A 13239-nucleotide genomic window follows, 5' to 3' on the forward strand; every position below is an offset into this window, starting at 1 on the left:
TCATGCACAGCCGGCACACCACGGAGACGACAGCGCCGCAGACGTCGCTGGAGATCGACCCGTACCGCTTCCCCGGTGCCTGGTACCTCGGTGGGCGCACGGTGGACACGCTCACGGACTCGGCCGGTGACTATCTCCTGCCGGCTCCGGACCCGAGGGAGCGCGTCCCGTACGCGCTGCCGGTCGGCGACCAGCGCCGGTTGGACGTGCAGACGGCTCTCACCAGGGCGGGGGTCGCACCCTGCCCCGGCGACCTCGCCGCCATCGACGCGCTGTGCGCTCTGGAGGACTCGGCCTTCAGCACGGTTCTGCGGTGGATCACGGGTGACCGAGCGGTCGAAGCGCAGTGTGCGAGCAGTGCTAGTTGAACGCTATACTGATGATGTCCGGCCCGGTGGTCCGTTCCCCCCGTGCGTACCACCGGGCCGGCTTTGCCGTGGGTCCCGGGCAGAGGCGAACAGCCTGTGCCCGGGACCTGTTGCGTTGAAGGGACGCGTCCCTGTCCTAGAAGGTCAGGTTCCAGGCGTCGATCTTTCCGGTGTCCTGCGAGGCCACATCGCGCACGCGCAGCTTCCAGGTGCCGGCGGCCGGCTCCGACGACGCGTTCACCGTGTAGGTCTTCACGACGTTGTCGGCGCTGTCGCTGTTCGGGAAGTCCTCCAGCGTGTAGACCGTGCCGTCGGGCGCCACGAGGGACAGCACGAGGTCGCCGCGGTAGGTGTGCTTGATGTCCACGCCCACTTGGAGCGTGGCGGGGGCGTTCCCGCTGATGCCGGTCACCGCCAGCGAGGAGTCCACCGTGCCGTTGTCGGCGATGGCGACGTCCGCGGTGGTCTCGAAGTACTTCCCGGGCGGCGGCGTGCCGCCGACGGCCTTCAGGGCGTCGACCTGGCCCTCGCCGAAGAAGGCGTTGTTGGCGGTCGTGCCCGTGCAGCGACTGTCGGACGGGCAGGCGATGTCCGTCGCCTGGGTGGCCAGCTTGGCCCGCAGGTCCGCCGGGGTGGAGCCGGGGGCGGAGCTCGCCAGCAGCGCGGCGACGCCCGCCACATGGGGCGAGGCCATCGACGTGCCGTTCATGTTGCCGTACTTGCCGCCGGGCAGCGTCGAGTAGACGCCGGAGGCGCCGTCGCCGCCGGGGGCCGCGACATCGACAATGTTCCGGCCGAGGTTGGAGTACGACGCCTTGACGCTGCCGTTGCCCATGGCCGCCACCGTCACCACACCGGGCAGTTCGGTGGGGATGTCGATGCAGGCGTTGGTGATGGTGCGGGTGACCGGGGTCGAGTCGTTCGGGCTCGACGTGTCGGTCCGCTTGTTGGCGAGGTCGTAGTTGGAGTTGCCCGCGGCCGCGACCTGAAGTGAGCCCTTGGTCTCCGCGTACTCCTGGGCGCGCCTGACGCCCTCGATGATCGCCGCCTGGTCGGCGTTGTCCGGGCAGTTGAACATCCACGGATCGGTGTAGTAGCTGTTGTTGGTGACCTTGAAGCCGTGGTCACCGGCCCACACGAAGCCGCAGATGGTGTTCTCGGCGAAGAACAGGCTGGTGCTCGGCTCGGCGATCCGGACGGACGAGATCTTCACGCCGGGGGCCACGCCGATGACGCCCTTGCCGTTCTTCGCGGCCGCGATCGTGCCCGCCACGTGCGTGCCGTGCGTGCCGACGTCGCGCCATGCGCCGGTCCGGGTGTCCGCCTTGCCGTAGGCGCAGGAGACGGAGTCGGCGGCGTTGAAGTTGGGCGCGATGTCCTGGTGCAGGTCGTCGACGCCCGTGTCGAGGACGCCGACCTTGACGCCTGCGGAACCGGTGCTGACGGCCCAGGCCTTGTCGGCCTTGATCTGGGTCATGTCCCAGCGGTTCGACTCGGTCAGCGTGGTCGGGGTCTGGGCCGGAGTGGGGGGCAGCGCGGGGCTGTACGCGTCGGCGGGTACGTCCGAGGTCCGAGTGGCGCCCACCTGCTGGACGCCGCTCACGCCGCGCATGGTGGCGGCGAAGGAAGTGGACGTCGAGTGCGCCACGACCACACCGATCGCGTCGTAGTGCGCGAAGACCGTGCCGCCGTTGTTCGTGACCGCGGTCCGCAGCGCCGAGGTGTCGCCCGGCGCGCCGATGACCAGGTACGCCCGGGTGCCGGCGGCCCATGCGGCCGTCGAGGCCGGGGCCGAGAGTGCCGCAGGGCTTCCCGGCGCGGTCGCGGGTGCGGGAGCCGCGCCGGCGGGGTGCACGAACACCGCGGTCGCACCGAGAGCGGCCACGGCTACGACCGAGCGTCTCAGGCGGCTGGATATGAGGGTAAGCAAGACATCCTCCGTGGGCCCGGGACGCTGGTGGCGCCGACCGGGCGGGTCGGGAAAGGTGAACGAAACATGTCAGATCTCGGACCCGCATGGGAAGAGTTCGATCACACAAGTGCCCTTGTCCGACAGGTGGTTGGTCGGCCTCCGCTTGTCGGCCCATGATGGCGACCGCCCCGACATCGGGCAGGGGCAGATGGGCATCGGCCTGAATCGCAGGCGCATCGGTAGTTTCAGCGGCCGATCGCCGGTGACCCGAAGGGGAGCCCGGCAACACAACGTCTGCGAATGGAGGAGGCACTCTCCGTGGAGTACGAGAACTGGCGTGAGACAGCCGCATGCCTCGACGAAGACCCCGACCTGTTCTTTCCCGTCGGCAACACCGGCCCGGCCCTGCTCCAGGTCGCCGAGGCCAAGGCGGTCTGCAACCGGTGCCCGGTCCAGCAGCAGTGCCTGGAGTGGGCCATGGAACACGGCCAGGACTCCGGAGTGTGGGGCGGACTCGGTGAGGACGAACGCCGGGCGCTCAAGCGCCGGAACGCCAGGCGGCGATCGGCGGCGTCCGCCCACTAGGGCCGCCAGGGCCGTTCGGCTGCCCGGCTGGTGCCGAACGACCGGTCGCGGCTCGGCGGAGTGCCGGGAGGGCCCTCACCCGGTGAGGTGACGGGTCACTCCTCGCTCCGGCCCCTCACCCATTACGCGCGGCCGGCGGCACCCCGGACGACGCGGCGCGGCTCAGCGCACAGGCACGGCGCACCCCTGCGACGGCTCGACGGGTCCTGCTACGACAGGTGAGGTCACTGCGACAGTTGCGGCTGCGGCGATCTGTCGGTCCCTGCTACGGCCAGAGCAGATGCTGCTGCCAGATGCTGTCCGGCTCGTCCCGTTCGTAGCGCACACGCGTATGGATCCGGCTCGCGTCGGCCTGCCAGAACTCGATCTCGGTGGGCACGAGCGTGTACAGGGTCCAGGACTCGGCGACCAGCCCCGGTTCCCTCTCGATACGGGCCAGGGACTCCTTCACCCCCAGGTCACGCTCTTCGAGACTGCTGAGATGCCTGCTCTGGCAGCCGAGCAGGGCCTCCGCCCGCGCCGTGTCCGACCGGGCGAGATAGTCGGCGGCGCTGCGCTCGGCCGACTCGGGCGCGACCGCACCCCGCACCCGGACCTGGCGCCCTTGCCTCGGCCAGTAGAACGTCAGCGCCGCGGAGGGACGGTCCGCCAGCTGCCGCCCCTTGGGGCTCCCGGCATGAGCGGCGAACTGCCACCCCTCCACCGCGTCCACGTTCTTCAGGATGAGCGTCCGGGCGTTGGGCTCACCGAGCGCGTCGACGGTGGACAGGGTCATGGCGTGAGGCTCCGGTACGCCGGCCTCGACCGCCTCCGCCAGCCACCACAGGAACAGTTCCACCGGCTCGCCCGGCGCGTTCGCGGGGTCGAACTCCGGCAGTGGTCCGGCAAAGACCTCCAGACCGCGCAGCCACTCCCGCACGCTCCCGGTCCGCTCGCTCTCCGACACCGCAACCTCCCGCTATCGCCCCGTATATCCGCACTGCGAATCCTATCTACGGACGGGCAGACGGCTCAGGGGGGACCGGCGAGTCGGCGGACAGCGGGGTTCTGGGAGTCCTCTACCCCGCCCGATCAGGGTTCGCGACCCAGCACCACGCCACGTCCGGCGTAGTACCGGTCCAGCAACGCCCACGGCACCCGGGCGAACTGCTGGGACCGGCCGGGGAAGCCGGACGGATTGTGGATGAGGAGGTGCTCGTCGGTGACACCGACGGCGAGTACCAGATGGCCGCCGCGGCGCGGGGGCAACGCGTCCAGCTCGCGGATCGACGGGTGCACGGACAGCATCAGCAGCCGTCCGGCGGCAACCAGCTCAGGGATGTCGGTGGCGGGCAGGTCGGGGCGGGACTCCGCGAAGAGGCCCCACCGGCGTTCGGCGTAGGCGGCGAAGGGTGCGTAGATCAGCCCGTCCAGGCCGTCGTCGCGCCGGACGTACGCCCCCGCTTCGACACATTCCGCGGCGAGGGCCATCGGAGTGGGCGCGGTGCCCTGCCAGAATTCGAGTGCCATACGCAGGCAGGCCATTCCGCACAGCCGCCAGGACCACCAGGCGTACTCCTCGGGGCTCTCCGCTCCGTACTTGGGCCACAGCGGATCGTCGGCGGCGGCCACCGCCCCGGAAATGATGCCGGGCACCAGGTCGGGTGACGCCCACTGGGCGTGGTACGGAACGGGGTGCTGGATCGCGGGGTGGTCGACCATAGGGCTTCAGTCTGCCGGACGGGTGCCGTCGGGCCGGCGGACGGGTCCCCGGTGGGGAGGAACGGAACCGGGCGGGGTGGGGCCGGACGGCTCAAATCGACCCGGCCGGGCCGGAGCGTACGCCCGTACGAGGGCCTGACCGGCGACAGGTACGAGGACGGGATCGATGGCCCGGGTCGAGGAGCGCACGTGCCCACCTAGCTTGCGCCGGCGTACGCCGGGCTGAATCACCGGGGCCCGCCGGCGTGGCCGCGGCGGCGACCGCGTGGCGCTCCGCCACCGAGACCCCGCCCCCGGCACCGAGCGGGACTCCGGGAGCACCCGCAGCGAGGTGCTCCGGCACCCGAGCGAGGCGGACCGGGTGGACGAAGTACGGGACTGGCGGAGGCCGGAACGGATGAAGGACGCCCGGCCGGCTCCCGTGCCGGAAGACGACTGAACCGAGCAGAGCGGGCCGAAGGGACGCGGGTGAAGCCGGGGACCGAATCCACTGCAGCCCCGCGCCCGTTCGGCCGCCACAGACTCACGCGTCGGGTCCGAAGGCGCCGGTTACCGGAACCGCTCGCGGGCCGCTTTGTCGGACGACGCGAGGCGGTCGAAGCGCCGTTCTCTGGCTCGGTACAGCGCATCGGAGAACTTGTTGGCCGCCCAGATGAACCCGAGTGCCAGCAGGATGAACGGAACGACGAAGACACAGGCCACCATGAGGAGCGGCAGCCATTGAAACGCGGGTGCGCTGCTCTGGAACAGCGGCCCCGCGGCTCCTCCCGCAGCGCCAACGGCCGGTACCAGCACCGCGGTCATCAGCACCAGCCGCCAGCGCGGCCGCTCGTCGCCTTCGGGCGAGGGTCTGCTGCTGTCGCCGTACGGCGGCGGTTCGGGCTCGCTGCTCCCCCTCATGAGGTTGCATTGTGCAGCATTTCCCTCTGTCCGGAGGAACGTATGTTCCACTTCGCGCAGCGACGGCGGACCCAGATCGCGCACCGGGGTCACGTCCCTAGACATCCCGATCGGAGTCGGAGTCCCCGTCGTCGTCCCCGCCTGAGTCTCCGTCGGCATCGGAGTTCCCGTTGGAGTTGAGGTGCTCCGCGCGGAGCGCCAGTTCGCGCAGGACATCGTTGGTCGTGATGTTGTCCCGTCCGGAATCGTGTACTTGGGCCAGTTCCACGAAGGCCAGGGTGAAGGCCCCGACGAGTTGGTGGATCGCTCCGCCGACCTTCTCGGCCACGAGGTTCGCGATCTCCTCGTGCGTCGCGTCCTCCGGGATGCGGATCCTGGGCAGCGTTTCGCTGAGCAGTGCGGTGATGACACTCGGGTCGCTCCCGATGTCGTGCTCCTCGTCCTCCTCGAGAATGCGCCGCCAGTCGGTCATCTGGGTCAGGATGCCGATCACACGCTTGAGGACCTCGCTCTGTTCCATTCCGGAAGCATAGGAACCTCAGCTCCGGTCCGGGCGATCTTGGCGGACCCGCCTCGAAAGCCGTGGCGCTGCACGGAGCTCGCGGCTCCCTGGGCGCCGGCGCGGCGCGGCGAAAGCGGAAGCAGGCCGACCGGACGACCACGGCGAGCGTTCCGAAGGGGCGGCAACAGCGGAGCGGCACGCGACCGTCGCCTTTGTGACATGTCGCATCTGTGCCACGTGATGCCAGTGACATGCCCAGTGACCTCGGCGGATTCTGTCGTTCATCACCCGACCACCACCCGCTCGAAAGGTGTTTGCCTGATGAGATGGATTCGTCGATCAGCGGCGATATCGACCGTACTGATGGTCACCGTCGGAGGCGTGACGACCGCCTCCGCCGGAACGCCGTCGGACGGTCCCTCGCCCACCGCCGACCGCGAGGTCTCCGCCACCGTGCGGCTGATCACCGGTGACCGGGTGACCGTGACGACGGTGCCGGGAGGCAGACAGGTCGCGTCGGTCCGGCCCGGACCGGGACGCGAGCGCGTCTCCTTCCGTACGGAGGAGGGCGGCGACAAGGCTCTGACCGTCATCCCCTCCGACGCACAGTCGTTGGTGACCGCCGGCACACTGGACCGCCGGCTGTTCGACGTCACGGCGCTGATCGCGGCGGGCCTCGACGAGAAGCACTCCTCCTCGCTCCCGCTGATCGTCTCCTCCGAGTCGTCACCGGCCGCGGCGAAGGACGCGCGACGGGCACAGGCCACCGCGGTCGCGGCCGACCGGCTGATGGCCTTCCGGGCCACCAAGACGCCGGCCTACGACCTGGACAGCATCAACGCCCGGTCGCTGAGGGTCGCGGCGGGCGAACTCGGCCGCTTCTGGAGCACACTGGCATCCGCCGCCGGCTCCGGCGCCGCCCGCGCCGCCGTCACTCCGCGCGTCTCGCTCGACGGCAAGGTCAGGGCCGTACTGGACCGCAGCACCGGGCAGATCAACGCGCCCGCCGCGTGGCGGGCCGGCTACCACGGCAAGGGCGTCAAGGTGGCGGTCCTCGACACCGGCGTCGACGACACGCACCCGGACCTGTCCGGACGTATCGCACAGGCCAAGGACTTCTCCAACAGCGGCGGCACCGGCGACCGCTTCGGCCACGGCACACACGTCGCCGCGACCGTCGGCGGTACGGGTGCCGCGTCCGGCGGGTCCATGCGCGGTGTCGCGGCGGAGGCCGAACTGATCGTCGGGAAGGTGCTCGACGACAACGGGTACGGGACCGAGTCCTCGGTCATCGAGGGTATGGAATGGGCGGCCGCCCAGGATGCCAAGGTCATCAACATGAGCCTGGGGGGCGGGCCGACCGACGGCACCGACCCCATGAGCCAGGCCGTCAACGCGCTGACGGCGTCGACGGACTCACTGTTCGTCATCGCCGCGGGCAACGACGGAGGCAACGGCCAGTCGACGATCGGCTCCCCGGGTACCGCCGACGCCGCGCTGACGGTGGGAGCCGTCGACCGCGACGACTCCCTCGCCGGCTTCTCCAGCCGCGGACCCCGGCTCGGCGACGGGGCGGTCAAACCCGACGTCACCGCGCCCGGCGTCGGCATCGTGGCCGCCCGCGCGGCCGGTACCACCATGGGCTCGCCGGTCAACGCCAACTACGTGGCGGCGTCCGGCACATCGATGGCCACACCGCACGTCGCCGGAGCCGCGGCGATCCTGGCGCAGCAGCATCCGGGCTGGAGTGCCCAGCAGCTCAAGGACGCTCTCATCAGCACCTCGAAGACCGTGCCCGGCACCAAGGTGACCCAGCAGGGCGGCGGCCGCATCGACCTCGCGACGGCCACGGGGCCGCTCACGGCCTCCGGTTCCCTCGCCTTCGCCCCGGTCCGGGCCGGCGACAGGAAGGGGCAGACCCAGACGGTCGCCGTGCGCTACGCCAACACCAGCAGCCGCCCCCTCACGCTCGACCTCGGCGTCAGCCTGGCCACCGATGGCGGTCAGTCCCCCGCCGCGGGCGCGGTGCGCCTCGGTTCGACCTCGCTGACGCTCGCCCCCGGTGCCGAGGCCGAGGTGCCGCTGCACCTCGACGCGGCCGGCGTGAGCCGCGGGAAGTACTACGGCTACGTCACGGCGAAGTCCTCGGACGGCACGGTCCAGGCCCACACCACTGTCTCCCTCCAGGTCGGCGGCCGGCAGCACGTGCTCACCGTGGTCCCGCGCGACCGCCAGGGCCGGCCCTCGGGCAGCGAAGGCCTTCCGAACATCTGGAGCCCCGCCGGGTACGTGAGTTACACGGACCTGGAGAAGGGTGTCGCCGTGGTGGAGGAGGGCACGTACCTCCTCCAGGGCGGCTTCTCCTCGGAGAACGAGATCGGCGGTGAGGTGGGCGAACTCATCGTTCCCGAGGTCAAGGTCACCAAGGACACGACGGTGGCGTTCGATGCCTCCGACGTCACCGAGGTGACGATCCGCACTCCGCGCCCCGCCGAGCAGCGCGGCTTCCTGAGCACCCAGTTCTACCGCGAGTTCGAGGGTGAGAGGAGGAGCTGGGGCCACCAGATGTTCGACTTCGTCAAGCGCGTCTACGTCAGCCGCACCGCCCCGGTCACCGAGGGCGCGTTCGAGTTCAGTTCCCGCTGGCAGCTGACCGCGCCTCAGCTGGTGGCCGGCGTTCGCGGCATGTCCCAGCCCCTCGCCCCGTACTATGAGCAGGACTCGCCCGTCTTCGGCGACCGGGGTGCGCGGCTGAGTGCCGTGAACGCCGGCACCGGGACCGCACCCGACTTCCGCCATGCCCGGGGGAAGCTGGCTGTTGTCCGCGTCGAGCCGTCGGACGACACCCGGGCACTGGCACGTGCCGCCAAGTCCGCCGGCGCCAAGGCGCTGATGGTCGCCTGGCCCGAGGGGATAGCCCACTGGACGCGCTGGCGCCCCGACACCGAGCGGATGGCTCTGCCCACCATGCGGATCTCCTTCACGCAGGGTGCGGAGCTGCTGGAGCGCGCGAAGAGAGGCGCGACGGTGGAATTCTCGGGCACGACGCACAGCCCGTACCTCTACGACGTCATGCAGGTGGCCAAGGGACGCGTGCCCGACAAGCTGGTGCACACCGTCTCCGAGCGGGAGAGCGCCGTCATCCGCAGCGCCTACACACAGACCGGGGCCTCGTCCTGGACGAGCGAGCAGCGGTTCGGCTGGCGTCCGTTCCAGAACACGGCCTGGGACGTCACCAACCGGTTCACGCCGGTCGGCCGCGAGCGCGTCGAGTACGTGAGCGGCGGCGACACCCTGTGGGACCAGGTCGTCCATCACAACGTCATCGACTCCCCCGACCGGCCGCTGGGCGCCGGAATGATGAACATGCCGCGCACCTACCGGCCCGGCGAGAAGCTGTCGGAGCGCTGGTTCGGGGCTCCGACCCGGCCCTCAATCCCCCGCGGAGCGGGCCGGGCCTCGGTGCGCACGGGTGACACCCTGTCCGTCTTCATCCCGGAGTTCACCGATTCCACCGCCGGTCACTACGGGTTCGCCGAGACTCCGGCCTTCCCCGGCGGCGGTGTGGGCGGCGCACGTCCCGGCAATGACCTCGCCGACACGACACACGCGGTCCTGTACCGCAACGGGCAGCTGATCGAGGAGTCCGACAACGGCGCCTGGGGCGACATCGAGGTTGCCGCGGGTGACGCCGAGTACCGCCTCGACCTGACGACCGCCCGGACCTCGGACGACTGGCGCTTCGGCACGGGCACACGCACCTCGTGGACCTTCCGTTCGGACACGGCCGCGGCTGTGACGCGGCTGCCCCTGCTCCAGGTCGACTACTCCGTGGCGACCGACCTGTTCAACGCGGTGACTCCCGGCCGTACCCATGCCCTCGGGATCACCGTCCGGATGCAAGACGGCATGCAGGCCCCGCGCGGTACGTCGGTGAAGGTCGAGACGTCCTACGACGGTGGCCGGACCTGGACCACCGCCACCACTGCCCGCAAGGGCGAGGGCTTCACGGCCACCGTGAAGCGTCCGGACCGGGTGCACTCCGACGCGTACGTCACGATGCGTGTGACCGCGAAGGACGCGGCCGGCAACAGCGTCCGCCAGACGGTGGACCGCGCCTACCTGCACCCCGTTACTCGGTGACGGTGAACTAGGCACATTCCCGCGGACCGCGGCGGATGTCGGGGTGTGGGGCCCCGGCATCCGCCGCTCGGCGCTGCGTGCCACACGGCCGGCCTCGTCCGCGAGGAGGCGAAAGGACCATCGTCGCCATCGGTGCGCGACACCTCAGTCAGTTATAGTTCAACTTTCAATCTCATCCGCCGGTTCGCCTCGGTCGTGTGCGAACCCCTCAGCCCTGGAGACCCGGCATGCTGGAGGCGGCTGGCCTCACGTCGGTCGAGGAGACCGTCTACCGGCTTCTGGTGATCACACCCAAGGCGTCGGCCGAGGAAATCGCCGCGCAGACCGGACTCGGGCGGGAACAGGTCGAGAGCGTCCTCGCGGCGCTCACCGCCAAAGGGCTCGTCATTTCCGGTGACGGGAGCCCCCTCCATTTCACCGCCGCGCCTCCGGACGTGGCACTGCTGCCGCATCTGCAACGCCGTGCGGACGCCCTCGAACAGAGCCGGGCCGCCGTCGCCGACCTCTTGGAGAGCTATCGCAGCACCCGGCGGCAGGACGCCGGCCATGTCATCGAGGTCATCACCGGAGCCGAGGCGCTGCGCCAGCATCTGCGCCGGCTGCAGAACGACGCGCGCCACGAGATGCTCTGGTTCTGCAAGGCGCAGTACGTGGCCATGCCCTCGGGAAGCAATCGGGCGGAGTTCGACGCCCTGGCGCGCGGGGTCCGCTACCGGGTCCTGTACGAACGGGCCTTCTTCGACGACGACGGGGCCGTCGACAACGTCATCTCCGGGGTGCGCGCCGGAGAACTCGCCCGTTCCGTGCCGCATCTCCCCCTGCGGCTCGCCGTCGCCGACCGCGAGACGGCCATCTGCCCGTTGGTGCCGGGTGGCCCCTACGGCAGTCCCGGTGAACCCACGGCCGCACTGCTGCGTGACAGCAGTCTGGTGGAAGCTCTCACCGCACTCTTCGAGCGCTACTGGGAGGACGCCGTGCCGCTGCACGTCAGCGCCTCGGGCACCATCGTCGGGCCGGACGACCCCGAGGACGGTGAGGTCCTGCGGGAGACCGACCGCAGGGTGCTCTCCCTGCTGGTGGCCGGCATCGCCGACAAGGCGATCGCCAGCCAGATGGGGCTGAGCCGCCGCACCGTCCAGCGCCGGATCCAGCACATGATGGCTCTCGTCGGCGCCGGGACGCGGATGCAGCTCGCGTGGCACGCCGCCCGTCGGGGCTGGCTCTAGCGGGGCGGATCCAGGTGGACAACAGAGCCCGATCGCAACGGGGGCTGGCAGGATCCGGGCTGGGCGGCTGGGCTGGGCTGGGCTTTCGGCGGTACCCGGTCAGCCCAAGTGGACGTCCCCTGCCTTCCGCCACGAATTCGTGCGGGAACGCCGGCCCCCTCCTTCGACGAGGGCGGCGCGACCACCACTGCTCACGTGCGCTGCTAGAACACCTGGAGAAAACACCCGACCGCGACCGCACCGGCAGCAGCGATCGACGTCAGTTGGACAAGGATCTTCCGTGGCTTCACACAGGCCTCTCTGAGGGAAGTCGGTCGGGACGGGGCTCTACGGCATCGGCGTGGAGCCCCGGCCGGCCAGGGGGTACGCGACTCAGATGCCGCCCATGCGTATGAGCCACCAGTCGGAGTTGTACGCACCGCTGACCGAGTCGTGCGTGCCGGCCGGTCGCTCTTCAACCGTGTCTTCCAGCCGGATGGGCTCCGGCAGCTTCGAGAACCGGAGGCTGCGCTGCACCTGCGCCGCATCGACAGGCTTGCGTTCCTGATCCATCTCAACGCCTCCTCAGCACGGTTTTCACGCCGCACTCCGTGGCAGTCGCTCCGCCCTCTGCGAGAGGGGTGAGAAGCACATGCCTCCTGGTGAGTCACCCACTCAACGGATGACGACGGTGACAAATTCCGGGCACCCCGCGCGCCCCCGCCGACCGGCCACGCATCGGCCGGACATCAGTGGCCCCCTACAGGCCCCGGGCCGCGCGCAGCCTCCAGGACCTGATGAACATGGTCGCCGAGCTGCGCACGCGCGGGATCGGGTTCACCTCGCCGCACGAGAGGCTCGACACCCTCACCCCCGGCGGCCGGCGGCCGGCGGCCGGCTGATCTTCCACGTCTTCGCGCGGTTGCGGAGTTCATCCGGGAGCTGATCGTGCGGGGCACCAGCGAGGGCCTGGCCGCAGCCCGGGCCGGCGGCGGCGTCGGCGGCCGGCCCACCCGTCGTCACCGAGCAGCTGCTGCGCGCCGCCCGCGATCGCCCATCCTGCCCGCCCCGGTCATCAAGCTCGCGCCCCCGGTGCCGCACCGTCCCTCTGTCCGCCGGCTCCAGGAAGAAGCAGGGGCGATCCTGCTGGACAGGTGCCCCAACTCCACTTGTGCGCGGTGAAGACCAACCGTCGCTGTTGCCTTCGCCACGGGGCCATCCTTCGCCCGAGTGGTCGTGCGCCAGCTGCTTCGGGTGCCCGCGATGCGCAGAGGTTGCCGCGCGGAGCATCCCTGCGCCGCGCACGGTATGGGCGCCCTCGACACCGGTAGCGCTCGCCTGGGCGATGCGGTCTACCCGGGCTCCATCAAGGTCTCTTCTGGATAATCCGTCTCGGATCGAATTGCTCTAGCCTGGCAGGCATGACCGCCATGACGCCCGCGCGCACCGAACCGGACCTGTCGTTCCTCCTCGACCACACCAGCCACGTCCTGCGGAGCAAGATGTCCGCCGCCCTCGCCGAGATCGGCCTGACCGCTCGAATGCACTGCGTGCTCGTCCACGCCCTGGAGGAGGAGCGCACTCAGATCCAGCTCGCCGAGATCGGCGACATGGACAAGACCACGATGGTGGTGACGGTAGACGCCCTGGAGGAGGCGGGTCTGGCCGAGCGCCGCCCTTCCAGTACGGACCGGCGGGCCCGGATCATCGCCGTCACCGACGAGGGCGCCCGCGTCGCCGGGCAGAGTCAGAAGATCGTCGACCGCGTGCATCGCGACGCCCTGGCCACGCTTCCCGGCGGGGACAGGGCGGCCCTGCTGCGGGCTCTGAAGCGTCTGGTCGGCGACGGCCTGTCGACCCCTGTCGAGGCCCCGCGCACCGCCCGCCGGGCGCGCCAGTCAAGGTAAGCGGGAAGCGAGGCAC

General features: G+C 70.5%; 12 protein-coding genes. 6 read left to right on the plus strand and 6 right to left on the minus strand.

Going from position 1 to position 13239, the window contains the following annotated elements:
• Window positions 1-2 precede the first annotated feature (2 nt).
• The gene (locus tag ABTX78_RS19455) at window positions 3-368 is read left to right on the plus strand and encodes a hypothetical protein (protein WP_352207999.1); all 366 of its coding nucleotides are present in this window, start codon (window positions 3-5) and stop codon (window positions 366-368) included.
• A gap of 136 nt (window positions 369-504) precedes the next feature.
• Here the strand turns inward: ABTX78_RS19455 and ABTX78_RS19460 are convergent, their stop codons facing one another.
• On the minus strand, window positions 505-2298 hold the full coding sequence (locus tag ABTX78_RS19460; protein ID WP_502993898.1) for a S8 family peptidase: 1794 nt from the start codon (window positions 2296-2298) through the stop codon (window positions 505-507).
• Window positions 2299-2580: 282 nt separating this feature from the next.
• On the opposite strand from ABTX78_RS19460, the gene ABTX78_RS19465 reads away from it, so the two are divergent.
• Window positions 2581-2865 (plus strand): WhiB family transcriptional regulator, encoded by a 285-nt coding sequence (locus ABTX78_RS19465; protein ID WP_352208001.1) that lies wholly within the window; start codon window positions 2581-2583, stop codon window positions 2863-2865.
• A gap of 265 nt (window positions 2866-3130) precedes the next feature.
• On the opposite strand, the gene ABTX78_RS19470 is transcribed toward ABTX78_RS19465, so the two are convergent.
• The 4 genes from ABTX78_RS19470 to ABTX78_RS19485 all read right to left on the minus strand — a co-directional run bounded on the left by ABTX78_RS19470 (window position 3131) and on the right by ABTX78_RS19485 (window position 5986).
• Window positions 3131-3811: a pyridoxine/pyridoxamine 5'-phosphate oxidase gene (locus ABTX78_RS19470; protein WP_352208002.1), complete on the minus strand. Its 681-nt coding sequence runs from the start codon at window positions 3809-3811 to the stop codon at window positions 3131-3133.
• Window positions 3812-3936: 125 nt separating this feature from the next.
• Complete coding sequence (locus tag ABTX78_RS19475; protein ID WP_352208003.1) at window positions 3937-4566, minus strand: C39 family peptidase; 630 nt, start codon at window positions 4564-4566, stop codon at window positions 3937-3939.
• A gap of 549 nt (window positions 4567-5115) precedes the next feature.
• Window positions 5116-5466, minus strand: coding sequence for a hypothetical protein (locus tag ABTX78_RS19480; protein WP_352208004.1), 351 nt, complete (start codon window positions 5464-5466; stop codon window positions 5116-5118).
• A gap of 97 nt (window positions 5467-5563) precedes the next feature.
• Complete coding sequence (locus ABTX78_RS19485) at window positions 5564-5986, minus strand: hypothetical protein (RefSeq protein WP_352208005.1); 423 nt, start codon at window positions 5984-5986, stop codon at window positions 5564-5566.
• Between the two features lie 303 nt (window positions 5987-6289).
• On the opposite strand from ABTX78_RS19485, the gene ABTX78_RS19490 reads away from it, so the two are divergent.
• Together ABTX78_RS19490 and ABTX78_RS19495 are read left to right on the plus strand one after the other, a co-directional pair.
• Window positions 6290-10111, plus strand: a complete 3822-nt coding sequence (locus tag ABTX78_RS19490; RefSeq protein ID WP_352208006.1) for a S8 family peptidase — start codon at window positions 6290-6292, stop codon at window positions 10109-10111.
• 227 nt (window positions 10112-10338) lie between these two features.
• Entirely contained in the window at window positions 10339-11337 is a 999-nt protein-coding gene (locus ABTX78_RS19495; protein WP_352208007.1) for a helix-turn-helix domain-containing protein, read from the plus strand.
• A 372-nt stretch (window positions 11338-11709) separates the two neighbouring features.
• Here ABTX78_RS19495 and ABTX78_RS19500 read toward each other — a convergent pair whose 3' ends face one another.
• Window positions 11710-11889 (minus strand): hypothetical protein, encoded by a 180-nt coding sequence (locus ABTX78_RS19500; protein ID WP_327685898.1) that lies wholly within the window; start codon window positions 11887-11889, stop codon window positions 11710-11712.
• Window positions 11890-12068: 179 nt separating this feature from the next.
• Between ABTX78_RS19500 and ABTX78_RS19505 the strand changes: the two genes are divergently transcribed.
• Window positions 12069-12218, plus strand: a complete 150-nt coding sequence (locus ABTX78_RS19505; protein WP_352208008.1) for a recombinase family protein — start codon at window positions 12069-12071, stop codon at window positions 12216-12218.
• Between the two features lie 519 nt (window positions 12219-12737).
• A complete protein-coding gene (locus tag ABTX78_RS19510; RefSeq protein ID WP_352208009.1) occupies window positions 12738-13223 on the plus strand; it encodes a MarR family winged helix-turn-helix transcriptional regulator in 486 nt (161 codons plus the stop codon).
• Window positions 13224-13239: the final 16 nt, after the last annotated feature.

The sequence above is a fragment of the Streptomyces sp. NPDC096193 genome (genome assembly GCF_040302905.1).
Taxonomy (GTDB): domain Bacteria; phylum Actinomycetota; class Actinomycetes; order Streptomycetales; family Streptomycetaceae; genus Streptomyces.

Coding starts and splice junctions, on each gene's coding strand:
- ABTX78_RS19455 (WP_352207999.1), top strand. CDS start 3: ATGCACAGCCGGCACACCACGGAGACGACAGCGCCGCAGACGTCGCTG.
- ABTX78_RS19465 (WP_352208001.1), top strand. CDS start 2,581: ATGGAGGAGGCACTCTCCGTGGAGTACGAGAACTGGCGTGAGACAGCC.
- ABTX78_RS19475 (WP_352208003.1), bottom strand. CDS start 4,566: ATGGTCGACCACCCCGCGATCCAGCACCCCGTTCCGTACCACGCCCAG.
- ABTX78_RS19480 (WP_352208004.1), bottom strand. CDS start 5,466: ATGAGGGGGAGCAGCGAGCCCGAACCGCCGCCGTACGGCGACAGCAGC.
- ABTX78_RS19485 (WP_352208005.1), bottom strand. CDS start 5,986: ATGGAACAGAGCGAGGTCCTCAAGCGTGTGATCGGCATCCTGACCCAG.
- ABTX78_RS19490 (WP_352208006.1), top strand. CDS start 6,290: ATGAGATGGATTCGTCGATCAGCGGCGATATCGACCGTACTGATGGTC.
- ABTX78_RS19495 (WP_352208007.1), top strand. CDS start 10,339: ATGCTGGAGGCGGCTGGCCTCACGTCGGTCGAGGAGACCGTCTACCGG.
- ABTX78_RS19500 (WP_327685898.1), bottom strand. CDS start 11,889: ATGGATCAGGAACGCAAGCCTGTCGATGCGGCGCAGGTGCAGCGCAGC.
- ABTX78_RS19510 (WP_352208009.1), top strand. CDS start 12,738: ATGACCGCCATGACGCCCGCGCGCACCGAACCGGACCTGTCGTTCCTC.